General features: G+C 42.1%; 14 protein-coding genes. 9 read left to right on the top strand and 5 right to left on the bottom strand.

Annotation, left to right across the window (positions count from 1 at the left end):
* Positions 1–19: 19 nt before the first annotated feature.
* Together CUN85_RS08375 and CUN85_RS08370 are read right to left on the bottom strand one after the other, a co-directional pair.
* Positions 20–814, bottom strand: coding sequence for an indole-3-glycerol-phosphate synthase (locus tag CUN85_RS08375; RefSeq protein ID WP_135389878.1), 795 nt, complete (start codon positions 812–814; stop codon positions 20–22).
* 162 nt (positions 815–976) lie between these two features.
* Complete coding sequence (locus CUN85_RS08370; RefSeq protein ID WP_135389877.1) at positions 977–1,762, bottom strand: hypothetical protein; 786 nt, start codon at positions 1,760–1,762, stop codon at positions 977–979.
* A gap of 159 nt (positions 1,763–1,921) precedes the next feature.
* On the opposite strand from CUN85_RS08370, the gene CUN85_RS08365 reads away from it, so the two are divergent.
* Both CUN85_RS08365 and CUN85_RS08360 read left to right on the top strand, forming a co-directional pair.
* Positions 1,922–2,683, top strand: a complete 762-nt coding sequence (locus CUN85_RS08365; RefSeq protein WP_135389876.1) for an archaellin/type IV pilin N-terminal domain-containing protein — start codon at positions 1,922–1,924, stop codon at positions 2,681–2,683.
* 49 nt (positions 2,684–2,732) lie between these two features.
* On the top strand, positions 2,733–3,509 hold the full coding sequence (locus CUN85_RS08360) for an archaellin/type IV pilin N-terminal domain-containing protein (protein ID WP_135389875.1): 777 nt from the start codon (positions 2,733–2,735) through the stop codon (positions 3,507–3,509).
* Between the two features lie 438 nt (positions 3,510–3,947).
* On the opposite strand, the gene CUN85_RS08355 is transcribed toward CUN85_RS08360, so the two are convergent.
* On the bottom strand, positions 3,948–4,310 hold the full coding sequence (locus CUN85_RS08355; protein ID WP_135389874.1) for a hypothetical protein: 363 nt from the start codon (positions 4,308–4,310) through the stop codon (positions 3,948–3,950).
* A complete protein-coding gene (locus CUN85_RS08350; protein ID WP_135389873.1) occupies positions 4,303–5,118 on the bottom strand; it encodes a hypothetical protein in 816 nt (271 codons plus the stop codon). Before CUN85_RS08350 ends, CUN85_RS08355 begins: the two co-directional genes overlap by 8 nt.
* Before the next feature lie 176 nt (positions 5,119–5,294).
* Here CUN85_RS08350 and CUN85_RS08345 point away from each other — a divergent pair, with 176 nt between their 5' ends.
* The 7 genes from CUN85_RS08345 to CUN85_RS08315 are packed head-to-tail and all read left to right on the top strand — an operon-like array spanning position 5,295 to position 12,467.
* Positions 5,295–6,068 (top strand): archaellin/type IV pilin N-terminal domain-containing protein, encoded by a 774-nt coding sequence (locus tag CUN85_RS08345; protein WP_135389872.1) that lies wholly within the window; start codon positions 5,295–5,297, stop codon positions 6,066–6,068.
* A 59-nt stretch (positions 6,069–6,127) separates the two neighbouring features.
* Complete coding sequence (locus tag CUN85_RS08340; RefSeq protein WP_135389871.1) at positions 6,128–6,913, top strand: archaellin/type IV pilin N-terminal domain-containing protein; 786 nt, start codon at positions 6,128–6,130, stop codon at positions 6,911–6,913.
* 34 nt (positions 6,914–6,947) lie between these two features.
* Positions 6,948–7,679 (top strand): hypothetical protein, encoded by a 732-nt coding sequence (locus CUN85_RS08335; protein WP_135389870.1) that lies wholly within the window; start codon positions 6,948–6,950, stop codon positions 7,677–7,679.
* 46 nt (positions 7,680–7,725) lie between these two features.
* Complete coding sequence (locus tag CUN85_RS08330) at positions 7,726–8,673, top strand: hypothetical protein (protein WP_135389869.1); 948 nt, start codon at positions 7,726–7,728, stop codon at positions 8,671–8,673.
* 20 nt (positions 8,674–8,693) lie between these two features.
* The gene (locus CUN85_RS08325) at positions 8,694–10,502 is read left to right on the top strand and encodes a histone deacetylase family protein (protein ID WP_135389868.1); all 1,809 of its coding nucleotides are present in this window, start codon (positions 8,694–8,696) and stop codon (positions 10,500–10,502) included.
* Between the two features lie 7 nt (positions 10,503–10,509).
* Positions 10,510–11,586: a histone deacetylase family protein gene (locus tag CUN85_RS08320; RefSeq protein WP_135389867.1), complete on the top strand. Its 1,077-nt coding sequence runs from the start codon at positions 10,510–10,512 to the stop codon at positions 11,584–11,586.
* 14 nt (positions 11,587–11,600) lie between these two features.
* Positions 11,601–12,467 (top strand): hypothetical protein, encoded by an 867-nt coding sequence (locus CUN85_RS08315; RefSeq protein ID WP_135389866.1) that lies wholly within the window; start codon positions 11,601–11,603, stop codon positions 12,465–12,467.
* 224 nt (positions 12,468–12,691) lie between these two features.
* Here the strand turns inward: CUN85_RS08315 and CUN85_RS08310 are convergent, their stop codons facing one another.
* Entirely contained in the window at positions 12,692–13,594 is a 903-nt protein-coding gene (locus CUN85_RS08310; protein WP_235856260.1) for a glycine betaine ABC transporter substrate-binding protein, read from the bottom strand.
* Positions 13,595–13,912 lie beyond the last annotated feature (318 nt).

Genomic DNA, 13,912 nt, shown 5'->3' with positions numbered 1-13,912 from the left:
TAACTCTCCATCAGTTGCATTAATCAAGCGCATCGACAAACTCCTTTGTCTTTGCGTAAATATCATCACTTTTGATTATGGATGTGCCTACAAGCACTGCATCAGCTCCGGCTCCGATAACTTTTCTTATATCATCTGTGCTGTGTATTCCACTCTCACTGATAATTATATGACCTGAACCGTTATTCTTATCGTGCTCTCTTACAACCGGGGCAAGCTCAAGTGTAGTATTCAGATTGATCTCCAGAGTATTGAGGTCCCGGTTATTGATGCCGATGAGCTGTGCCTTTGTTTTGAGGGCTTCTTCGAGTTCTCTTATGTTGTGGGTCTCAACAAGTGGTTCAAATCCTTTTGATATGGCTATATTTACCATTTCATCAAGGTCGCTTCCAAGAATACCTGCTATTAGTAATATAAGGTCACTTTCAACCTCGTCGAACTGGATCTTATCAATTATAAAGTCCTTGCGCAGCACCGGAATACTGACATTCTTTCTGACAGCTTCGAGATTGCCGGTCGATCCGTGGAAGAACTCGGGTTCCGTAAGCACTGATATTGCCACTGCACCAGCCTTTTCCATTTCGGATGCTATATGTGAAGCATCCGCTGGTGAAATGTCCCTGAGTTTTTTTCCGGGTGATGCAGGCTTGACCTCTGCTATTACAGGTACTCTTCCTTGTGCTTTTTTCTGCCGGATGTCTGAAATGATACTCTTTGTTCTGGAATTACTGTGTGGAGTTCTTATTTTTGGATATTCCATTCTGGCAGTTCGTTCAACGGTTGCCTGGACTATTTCCTGGATAACAGAGTGCATAATAATAACCATTTATGTTCTAAAATGTACAATGGCGTACATTGTGCTGGTACTATTTAACGGTATTGGGTGAAACGAATAACATAGATAGGTGCTTTGTCTCTTTTGGATTGTGAGTTAATATAAAAAAAGGAACTTCTACTTAAATCTCATCGATGTTCTTCAGTCCGCAAGTTCCGCATTTTCATCAGATACTGCAAATGTGTAAATATTAGCAGCATATTTCCGGATGTCCAGCTTTTCCTGTACCGTCATGGGCGGGAAATATGCAAGATATGCTAGTACGATGCCAATGAGGACGAACAGTCTGGAAAATACCTGCACCACATCTATGATTGCAATGACGTCAGTGAGCATGAAATCGAAAACAAATGAAATGGCTACCAGAGGCAGAACCGTCCTGTAGCGTATTCTTTTTGGTAATTTTTGGAGGAATATGAGTAAAAGCAGTCCCAGTATCATTGATGTGGGTATAACGAAAAGACCCACCAGGTAAATGTGGATCGCAATATCGCTGTTAATACTGAAAAGAGATGCCCATTCGCTGACATCAGGGCCGACTATGCCGCTCTGGTACAGGAATGCAAGATATGCTGCACCTAGCAAAGTGAATATCAATGACAGGTATTCGCCTGTTTTCTTGCTTCCGGTGATTATATAGATAATAAAGAATACCAGGGGCACCGAGACAAAGGCAAAGGGTACTGCAGATATGAAGTAGAGTATTGCATCCATCTCCATATTGCCCGTATATGCTGCTATTGTGCGGATGCATGTGGGTAAATATGTAAGTCCTACCAGTGTCCAGAAAATGACAAGTGAAAAAAGAGCTGGTCTGCTGTTTTCAGGGTATTGTTCACTTTTTGCCAAAAGTACCCATGCAAACGCAAGGGATGAGATACCGATCGCAAAGCAGATCGTACTGCTTAGTAGTAGTCCTGCACTCATTCTTTCCTCAATAATGTATTTGATTATTTATATTTATATATTTGGATTGTGTAATTGTGACGAGTTTGTAGTTTGATATTTCCAACCAAATGATATTTATATATTAATTTAATATATACTAAATAAATACATATTTATGTATTTATAGGAGGATTGTACATGAAAGCAAACAGAACATTCTCAATGAGAAATAACACCCGGGCCCAGGTGGGTATTGGTACCCTTATCATATTCATCGCCATGGTGCTCGTCGCGGCTGTTGCGGCCGCCGTACTGATACAGACATCCGGTATCCTGCAACAGAAAGCCCAGTCTACCGGTAAGCAGTCAACTCAGGAAGTATCTTCCAACCTGATGGTCAAGAACATCGAAGGTGTGCGTGCTGTAAATGGTAGTGATACTTCTGAGACTATTGACATGCTTAAACTCCAGGTAGGTCTTAATGTTGGCAGTTCACCTGTGGATGTCAATCAGGTAGTAATATCCATAACTGATGGCTCGATTGCACATAATCTGGTTTATGCCGGTAATGATAAGACGTATGATGGTACTATGACAGGCTTTAATGACAGTGCTAATGCGAACCTGAAGACCTTACTGACCAATGGGACAAATCCTACTAAGTTCTATACAGTTGACAAGATACGTGACGAAGATCGGTCATTCTCACAATCCAATCCTGTAATGAACACAGGAGATCTCATTATTGTATATCTTGCAACTACGAATAATAACTCCGTAGGATATTCTCATATGGGTTCCTTTGACACAGAGGGAACTTTGGTTGACTCTCAGCTGGAACTCGTTCCAAGGACTACCGTGAACATAGTATTGACTCCTGAATCCGGTGCAGCTACAATTGCTGAGTTCGTAACACCTTCTTCATACGGTGTCAAGGAGACCGTACAGCTCTATCCGTAAGCTGAGAACATGTACAATCAACTGTACATGTTTTTAAGGAGAATGTATTATGAAAGCTAACAAACAACTGTACCTCAGGAAAGATACACGTGCTCAGGTAGGTATCGGCACTCTTATCATATTCATTGCCATGGTTCTGGTAGCTGCAGTCGCTGCGGCTGTGCTGATACAGACTTCCGGCGTCCTGCAACAGAAAGCTCAGGCTACCGGTAAGCAGTCCACTCAGGAAGTATCTTCCAATATCATGGTCAAGAGTATAGAAGGTGTTCGTGCAAAGGACAATTCTACTACTATGGCCGGCAACGTTTCCTTGCTGAAACTCAATGTAGGTCTTAACGTTGGAAGTTCTCCTGTGGATGTAAACCAGGTCGTTATTTCTATAACGGATGGTACTACAACCAATAACCTGATATATGCCAATAATGACAAGACATATGAATCGGCAATGGATAACTTTTCTTCGGATGGCACTGCAGCTGAGAATCTGGAAGCACTGCTCTCGAACACATCTACACCGGGCAATAATGCAAAGTACTTCTTCACTGCGGATAAAATACGTGATGAGGATGGTTCTTTCAGTCAGGAAAAACCTATTATGAACACAGGTGACCTGGTGACGCTCTATATATCCACAGTTTCTGCAGGTGACACCAGCTTTAAAGAGGTTGGTTCTATTACTGCTGCGCTGAAGGATAGTGGTCTTGTTGTGGGGCCCAGGGCGACTATGAATATCGTGCTGACTCCCGAGTCCGGTGCTACAACAGTTGCTGAGTTTGTAACTCCTTCTTCATACGGAATCAGGGAAAACGTGCAACTCTATCCATAAGGTGATTCTTCACCTTATGCTTTCTTTTTTTTTAAAACTGATCTTTGGTATCAGTAATAATATGACAGAATATAACACAAAATCTTATGTTCAGTCTTTATTTTTATTTCTGGTATGATCTCTGGTTTTTACCAAAATATTGTAATAAAAACCTAATAAAAGCATTAAAGATATTTATATCGAACTTATGTTTTATCTTTAACAGTTGCTAAATAAATCTCAGTAGGTCACGTTTCATAAAACAATCTGTTTTTCAATGCGATAACAAATGCAGAAAAATGTAAACTTCAGGGTTTTGACCACTTAGAACAAGAAGTTCTTTTATTTTGATCTGTATGTTATGTATTTCACAGAAGACGTTAGTTTTTTACTAGCATCAATATACAATATGGCATAGTGCCCACCCACGGCAAATACAAACTGGTAGATTTGATGAATTCAGGGCATTCTTTCTATTATTTCGCCTATTCTCTTGTTCTTTTTGTAGAAATTTGTCGTGTCTTTGAGGAAGTTTGATGCGGTAATGCCTTTGTCTGTAATGATGTATCCGCCTCTTTTAACCTTCTCGGCCAGTCCTTCAAGCTGGAACACAGTTTTCATTTTGCTTCCGATACTTCCCTTGTCTGCGAATTTATCAGTGTACTCACGTATCTCTGAGAACTCTGTGATCTTGCCTTCATTCTTACTGAGCACTTTGAGTATCAGTCTGTACTGTATATCTCCCGGTCCCTGGTGTATGCCCAGTGACTGGTAGAACTCGGCGACTTCCTGCTCAAGCCTTACATCTATCTCTTCAGACAATGATGTCGGCCTCCTCTTCATCTTCGTTATCTAAGTCAGTGTCTTCTTCATCTTCTTCTTTTTCGTACAGGTTGTACTCATATCTTTTTATACCGAGTTTTTCCTGAAGTGTCATCGGGGGGAAATAGGCAAGGAATGCCTGCACTGTCCCGATGAGCACAAAGATCCTTGCAGCCAGTTGCATTGCATCGTCCAGTGTGATCATGTCCGTAAGCATGAAGTCAAATACAAATGAAATGGCTACCAGGGGCAGAGCAGTTCTATAACGCAGCCTTTTTGGCATACGCTGGAGCAAAATAAGAGTCAGTAGCCCTATTATCATTGCTGTGGGTATTACGAAGAGCCCAATCAGGTATATGTTTATGGCAATATCGCTATTGATCGTGAAAAGTGATGACAGGGGTGTAATTACGGGACCCAGTACTCCGCTGGAATAGAAGAATGCCAGGTAAGTAGCACCAAACAGGACAAACAGGAATGATATGTAGCCGCTTATCTTCTGATCCCCTATAATAACATACAGGATAAAGAATACCAATGGCACTGTGACGAAAGAGAATGGTATTGCAGTTACATAATACAACATCAGATCAAGTCGCTGGTCGCCCATGTATGCAGCTATCATCCTTATTGTGGTGGGCAGGTATGTCAGGCCTACAAGAGACCACAGGGCTATAAGGGACCAGAGGGCAGGTTTGCTCTTATCGTTGTGCTCCGGGTAACTGCGGGCAAGTACCCATGCAAAGGCAAAAGAAGAAATGGTTATTGCAAAACAGATGGTTGCATTTAACAGCAGGCCTGCGCTCATGTCCTATCCTCTAATATAATATTTAATAGTATTTACTTTTTATTATATAATAGTATCTTGATAGTACAAAAAGATGCTGTTTGGTGTTTATCATTTCCAACCATACTTATTTATATTAAGTATTTTTATAATAATAGCATATCCAAAAACATAAGGATATTATAGGAGGATTGTACATGAAAGCAAACAGAACATTCTCAATGAGAAATAACACCCGGGCCCAGGTGGGTATTGGTACCCTTATCATATTCATTGCCATGGTGCTCGTCGCGGCTGTTGCGGCCGCCGTACTGATACAGACATCCGGTATTTTGCAGCAAAAGGCCCAGTCTACCGGTAAGCAGTCAACCCAGGAAGTATCATCCAACCTGATGGTCAAGAACATCGAAGGTGTACGTGCTAAAAATACCACTGGTGATGACACTAATCTTTCTGAGACCGTTGACCTGCTTAAACTTCAGGTCGGTCTTAATGTTGGCAGTTCTCCCGTAGATGTCAACCAGGTAGTTATATCCATCACCGACGGTTCGATAGCACATAACCTTGTATATGCAGGCAATAGTAAGTCATATGAAGGTTTCATGGATGGCTTTGATGACAGTAGTAGTGCTTCTGTAAATCTGGAAAAATTGCTGACTAATGGAACAAATCCTACTCAGTTCTATACAGTAGATAAAATCCGTGATGAAGATCAGTCTTTTTCACAAGCAAATCCTGTAATGAACACTGGTGATCTTATTATTGTGTACATCGCAACAGTATCGTCTGAAGGGGCTAATTATGGCGCGATTGCATCCACTTCAGGGGAATTGAAGTCATCAGGTCTGGAACTTGTTCCAAGGACTGCTGTGAACATCGTATTGACGCCGGAATCCGGTGCAGCTACAGTTGCTGAGTTCGTAACACCTTCATCTTACGGTGTCAAGGAAAATGTACAACTGTATCCGTGATGTGACTAATGGTGTGTAGGATTTTTACACATCATTCTATTTTCACGGAGATGGTTTCAATGAAAACAAACAGAAAAACCGGAGTATCCGTTAATAACAGGGCTCAGGTGGGCATCGGTACTCTTATAATATTCATTGCTATGGTGCTCATTGCTGCTGTTGCTGCTTCTGTTCTTATACAGACTTCCGGCATTCTGCAGCAGCAGGCCCAGTCTACCGGCAAGCAGGCGACTCAGGAGGTTTCATCCAATATTGTCATCAAGAGCATCGAAGGTGTCCGTGCAAAGAACAATGCCAGTGATATAGCAGGCAATGTCTCTCTGCTGAAGATGCGGGTAGGTCTGAATGTAGGTAGTTTCCCTGTGGATTTCAACCAGCTGGTAGTGACTATCACGGACGGGACAAATACCAATGATCTGCTCTATGCTAACAATGATAAGACATATGGCAACTCGATGAGTAATTTTTCCTCGGAAGGCACTGCAGCTGAAAATCTGGCAGCCTTGCTCACAGATACTCAGGCAACACCGGGACATAATGCAAGACATTTCTTTACGGCACAGAAGATAAGGGACGATGACAGGTCTTTCACCCAGGGAAATCCGATAATGAATACCGGGGATCTGGCAATCATTTACCTGTCAGCGGTGTCAGATGGTGACATGTCCTTTGCGTCAATAGGTGAAACATCTACCGCCGGGAATCAGAAGGATTCCAATCTTGATATCGGGATACGTACAAGTGTGACAATAGTACTTACACCAGAATCCGGTGCAACAACAATGGCTACTTTTTTAACTCCATCATCGTATGGTACAAGGGAAGCAGTCCAGCTCTATCCGTGAGCAGGACTTTCCTTATATTTTTATGAGGGATGACATGGTACAAAAAAATATTTTCTTAATCTTGATCGTATTATTCTGCTGTTTTGCCATACCAGCTTCAGCAGAGGTCTCGTTTACAAACGATATCGACCTGTATGGTGATTCGGTTACATTCACCTTGATCGAAACATACACCGATGAAAACGCCCGTGATTTCAGGGACGAAATGGATATCGATGGTGATGGGGTTGTAAATGCTTCCGAGACCGGTAAATTCGAGGAAGATTACCTATCAAACGGAGGTGTGCAGTTTCTGGAGTACATTATGCTCGACAATGGTTCTGTTCAACTGACAATTGATTCCATAGGTATTCATTTCGAAGGTGCGGAGGGTCAGGTGAACAGCTCTGTCCTGAATGTGACAACAACAGTGCAATATGGTCTGGACTCGACTATCTCTTCCGGAGAACATAGTATATGGGTACTCGGTCATCCCCTGATAAATAAGATAGAACTGGTTCTTCCGGATGGCACTGAACTGGTGTCCTATGACGGACTTGACAACTCATCGCAATCGTTCAAGGGCGGTCGTGTTGTGTTAGAAGGTGCCAGCGGCATACGCTCCTTTATGAATGGGGATATGCCTGCGTTCGAATATGCGGTGCATGTGGATATCCGGGAAAAGCCCTTCTACAAAAATAAATATTTCCTTCCGATTCTGATTATCATTGAAATAATGCTTGCATCAATAGCATTATATATAATTAGAATGAATAAAAATAAATGATCTCTAAAATCTATGCTCCCTACTTCATTATCTATCTGGTGCTCACATGAAACACAGGTCCGCGTACATAATTTGTATCCTTGTCCTTGCATCCGTTATCTTCCAGAGCGGGTGTGTAGGCAAATCTCCTGAAGAGTCCGTTGAATTAACTGTTACCGACTTCCTGAACGCCATCAATGAAGATGAGCCGGGTCTGGCTTTTGATCTGTATGAAGGTAAGGACTTCCTTGCACCTGCAAGTATCACGATGATATTCAATAATAAAGATATCCGGGCAGGCGGGATCAAGGAAATAAACGTAACCTCTGTACAGATATCGGAGAAGCTTGCTATGGTGGAAACCGAATGCATTGTCTCGAGTCTGGATCTTTCGGGGAAAGAAAAGAACACATTTTCCACTCCTGTCTATTTCAAACTCCAGAATACCGAAGTTGGCTGGATAATTACTCGTGTATCTTTCACTCCACTGGAGATGGGCGAGGCTACGGAACTCAACATAGAAGTCAAAAAGACTGTTGTAGACGATATAGCCGATAACTCCGGAATAATCTTTGCCGCCTCGGTCATGATGTTGGGTTCAGGTCTCTACCTTAATAAAAAGGACAAGGATAAAAAGAAAGTCCTGGAGAGGGTAGTAGATATCAGTAATGCTACTTTGATAGCTAATGAAACCCTGGCCCAGTGCATCAGACTGGTTCCGGCGCAGCAGGTGATGGCAGGTAAAGTAACAACTGTAGACGTATGGGTAAAGAACTTTGCCCGGCAACCCTATGAGAACTTTGCAGTCACAGCCAAATTCGGGAACACAATGGATGTTGAGAATACGAATCTGTTCTTTGATAGCATTGCACCCGGAGAAACTACAAAAAAGACATGGATCATCAAACCCAAGGTCGCAGGCTGGGTGTGTATAGAAGAACCCATTGTGGTTTTTGAGTATATGGGTACCAAATATACGGGTGTGCTTGATCCTTTATGGATCCAGGTTCAATAAATATCATTTAGGGGGAAACGATGTCCTTGACAGAGAACGGGAAAGATAAGCGGAATGATCGGAGATCTCCGGAAAAAGATCCTGATACGTTAAAGCAAAAACTGAATGTAGCTATGTCTTCCTGTTTTTGCGATATTCCTTCAAAAGGACCGGACGAGAATCCCGAACATGGTACGGAAAGTTTACCTGACATTGTGAAAGACGGACCGGATGAAGATATAAGCTTACCAGTTAAACACGAAGTTGCAGGCGGGGACTGTATTATTGGTCCCGAATATCCTGCATGCGATGTAGATCCGAAAGAAACCCCGTTTTCAGCAGATTCCGGTCCTGATAAAGATGCAGATCTCAATACTGAGATATTTTCCGGTGCATTCGAGGAAATTGAATATCAATCCGTTGAGATCGAGATGGCTGAAGAGCAGTCTCCAACAAAGTCCGAAGAGGTCAGTTCAAAGTATGAACAGATCGTAAAGGATGCTCTGAAAGCCTCTCCTAAACAAAGAGTAAAAACGGTCCTGGACACTGAGTTTAAAACGCCATGCCCGGTTTCAACTGATAGGCAACAGGCTTTTTCCGGTAACATTGAAACAGAGGCATGTTCCGTTCAACAGAACATGAAAACTCCTGTGCCCCAAAAAAATCAAACAAGTTCTTTATTCGGAGTTCAATCAAGACAAAAACAGAATATGTTTTCTTGTGGCTGGAAGAAGGATGTCCAAAAGGATGAACTGTCGCAGGAAGCGGCAGATGCAATAACTTCCGGAGTAGCATTTCTGTATGATGAAAAACACGTTGAGCATAGTCCTTCTTCCCTGTCTCTGCATGCTCATGAGAGTCCCGGGCGTCTCATAAAAGCAATGTGGTACCTTGAAAAGAACGGTATATTCAGGAATGAACAGTGTTCACTGATGAATGATTTCGATATGGCCTCTGATGAAGATCTTCTTAGGGTCCATGATGACTCCTACATAAAATTCGTAAAATCCTATTCGGCAGCTGGCGGAGGTTTTCTCGGGGACAGCACATACATGACATCCAGATCATATGAGGTCGCAAAATTATCTGCAGGGGCGGCTATAAAGGCAGGTTCTCTTGTTGCTGACGGTAAATATCCGTATGCTTTTGTAATGACCAGGCCTCCCGGGCATCACGCAACTGGAAGTAAGTATGGTGGCTTTTGCCTTTTTAACAATGCAGCCATCCTTGCCAGGTACTTGCAGGAAAAAAAGAATATAGGCAGGATAATGATAGTTGACTGGGACGCACATGCAGGGGACGGTACGATGGATATATTCTATAAGGACCCGACAGTTCTTTTCGTATCTCTGCATCGTGATCCTCATGGTTTCTATCCAAGGAAGGGCTTTTCAAAAGAGACCGGGGATGAGGCCGGCAGAGGTTATACCGTTAATGTGGAAATGCCTGTAGGCGCAGGTGATGAGGAGTATTCACTTGCCTTTGAAGAGGTCGTCATCCCTCTTGTAAAAAGTTTTGCTCCGGAGTTCATAATCTGCTCATGTGGGTTCGATGCATACTACAAGGAAAAGAACATAGGTATGAGTCTTACATCAGATGGCTTTCATAAAATGACCTCGATGATCCGGACTTTGTATCAGAAGAATTTCGTCCTTCTGATGGAGGGAGGTTATCATGACTTTAACGGACAACTGTGCCATAGCGTTCTAAGTGCACTGCTTGAAGAACCAAATCCTGTGAGTGATAGACCCGCGATATCAAGTTTCAAGAAGAACCAGCAGCGACAGGTTTTGATGGATACCAAGATGAAAATCGCCGAAGTGAAAGCACTTAGATCGATTTTAATATGAGGTGCCTATGGTACGGATTGGTCTGACACATAATGTAAACCATAATTCACATGATCCTGTGTTAAACGGTTTTCCCGGACCGGAGAATCCTCAGCGGTTACATCAGATATTCACTTATCTCTCGGAAAATGGAATTCCCGGCAATGGGTCATGCTCCTTGTTCAATTCAGAACCGGCTTTGATCAAGGATATTTTGAGGGTGCATACCAAAAAATATACTGATCTTGTACAGACAAGTACCAGGCAGTCTGCCAGACAGCTCGGTAAAGATACTTATCTCTGCGATTCTTCTTTTGAAGTGCTCCTGCATGCTCTGGGTTGTGTTTTGAATGCAGGCAATCTTGTTATGGACGGTACCTGTGATCACTCATTTGCTCTGGTCAGGCCTCCGGGTCATCATGCAGGTATCGATAACTCCAGTGGCTTTTGTATTTTCAACAACTCTGCCATTCTTGCACGATATTTGCAGGAAGTATATAGGATCAAAAAGATCGCGATACTAAATATCGATGCACATGCTTCCGACGGTACCTATAGCATTTTCTCCGCCGACCCTGATGTACTGTGCATTTCAGTCCACCAGGATCCTTCCACATTTTATCCATATAGTGGTTTTATAAAGGACATTGGTGTCTATCCTGCACTTGGTCTCTCCATTAATATGGAAATGCCATCCCGGTCAGGAAACACAGAATACGCGATGTTCTTTGACGAGGTTGTAGAAAAAGTACTGGATAAATTCAATCCGGAAATCATACTTCTTGAATGTGGTTTTGATTCCTATCATAAAGAATCGCTGGCACAGCTGGACCTTACTGTTGACGGCTACTATCGTATTGTTTCTAAACTTGCAAGCCGATGGAATATGGTATGTCTGTTGGAAGGGGGTTATCATGAAGATATGGGTTTATTGGTATCCACAGTGATCGAAGGACTTATGGGCAAAAGGACTATTCAGGATGAGGTTGATCCGGTATTGTTGCTGGCAAGCAGAGATACGAGCACCAGAAAGATCTTTATGAAAAACTTATCTAAATTGGCGATGATACTGGATCCATACTGGGAATTCAGTGATACCCTATAAATGGTTGTAATCAGATGATCGAACTTGCAAAAACCAGCGATGGCTTATCTTTCTGCGTTCCGGAATACCCTTTTGAGCTTGACAAACTAAAAATTGGAGAGTTCATCTATTTTAAAAAACATCTGGGCATGACAAATTACATGGCTAATTTTAAAAGCTGGCTTAAAAGACCTGCTGTTGTTTTAGTATTGGTGCTGTCAGGAAATACTGTTGTTGGATGGTCCATGAATGAAAAGTGGAACTCACCTTCAACGGACGGGAAACCAGTGTATGTATTGCGTGCTATTGAAATTTCCCCTCAGTTTGCAAGGAAAGGTTTGGGAAAAAATATATTTTATCTTATATCAAGTGTACTCACGGGTCATATCATAACAAAACCTGTTAACAAAGCAGCAAAGATATTCTTTGAATCTCTATACTTTGCTGAACCGTCTTCAGGCTCAACGGTTCATTTAAGCGATCATCCTGGTTATTTCATACTTGAAGATGGTAAAAAAGAATTGCTGTCCTGTGAAGGTATTTCTTTATTCGGGGAAAATATAAGGTCCTGCAGACTTAAGATATTCCCGAAGGGAATAGTTCCCGGGGGTATAAGAGAATATGTCGGGCCATCAGAATCTAAAGGTTTATCCAGTCTTGATAATGAGGTCACTGTTGAAAAGAAAACTGATATTTCAGATTCGTGTAATGATGGGTCAAAGGCTGATCAGGGTCCTATAGTGTTTGATGGTAAGTATATAGGAGAACAGAAAATGATGTCTCCCTGCAAGTGCGGACATTATGTGGTATATAAGTACCAGGTCGCTGGAAAAAAGAAAGGTATTGCTTTTATCTGTGCAGAATGCAATACTGCAAGATATTTCCTTCCGCTTAAGAGCTAGGCATATCCAGTGACTATTCCTGCCACTGAAGTGGCGACATCTAAACTTTTGTGCACGCGGTCCGGTCGTTTATTTGTTATACCGGTTGAAGTTCTATTCTCCTGTAAATCAAAACCGGACTGGGTATGAGTATACACTCTTGAGTTCAGGTTTGGTCAATTTCCAACCTGGAAGTATTTTCTTTTATCCAAAAAAAAGGGCAGGGTAAGTTTCACTTATCCTGCTTAATTGCCAAGGAAATCATTTACCCTTTCGGGATTGTTCTCTATCCATTTTGATGCTGCGTCCTCAGGATCCATTCCGGCATCAAGGTCTATCATAATAGCAGCTATTTCCCCGGTGTCCATTTCAAACCTTGAGATTATTTCGTATACTTCCGGGTTATCTTCCTGGAAACCATTTCTTGTAAGCATGACAATGTTATCACTTTCTCCGAAAATCCCTTTAGGGTCTTCAAGGAATTTAAGGTCCATGCGTGCAAAAGTCCAATGCGGCTCCCATAGAGTTACGACCACCCATTCTTCATTATCTATTGCTTCCTGCAAGACTGTGGACATACCTACGGTACTGCTTGAATGCAGTTCATAATCCAGGTTGTACTCTTCTATTGCTACTTCACAGTTTTGCATAATGCCTGCACCGGGCTCAATACCACGAATAACACCGTCGAATTTATCACGGTTTTCCTGCAGTTCCTCAATGGAGTCTATTTCCACATATTCCGGAACAACCAGACCACATTTTGCACCTGAGGATACATTGTTGACATAAACGATGTCCTCTCCGTATTTATCCCAGTAAGGTGCCTGAGTAGCCGGTAACCATGCACTGGGGAATACATCAATATCATCCTGTGCTACAGCCTGATAGATACCTCCCAGATCAGCCACTATAATCTCTGATTCATGTCCTTCTGATTCAAGCACATGCTTCAGGACATTGGCAGTGGCACGGCCGTCATCCCACGAAGGTATACCTATAATGACTTTTTCTTCACTTATAGTCTGTTCAGTCATACCTTCTGCTGCATCTGCAGAAGTCGCTTCTTCTTCCTGGACGCATCCGATTGCCGCAAAACAGCCAAGTATCAGTAAACATGCAAGCATAATTTTTGCTTTTTTATTCATTTTTATCCTCCTGTATATTTCGCTTTCTAAAAAGAATTCTAACTCAGTTCTGTACTCGGGAATTATGCTGTTATCAGAACTGAATCATGAATGGTTTCAAGCTAAAAACGATTTTAAAGCAAATTTTAAAGCATAATATGTCTCCAAAATATGCTGTTCGAGATTATCTTATTTGGTTTATATAAAATTTTGGCTCTGTAGAAATCCTCATTTGAATCAAACAAACAATTTTGGCATACCTGCCAAGGTTGTTTACTATTAGCTTTATTTTAATCTCTTTTACCTGATTCCAGTGCTTCCTAGCCTTTATTTCCTCAC

It is taken from the genome of Methanolobus halotolerans (assembly GCF_004745425.1).
Taxonomy (GTDB): domain Archaea; phylum Halobacteriota; class Methanosarcinia; order Methanosarcinales; family Methanosarcinaceae; genus Methanolobus; species Methanolobus halotolerans.
Note: the sequence above shows the minus strand (reverse complement) of the source record. Positions and strands in the feature narration are given on the sequence as shown.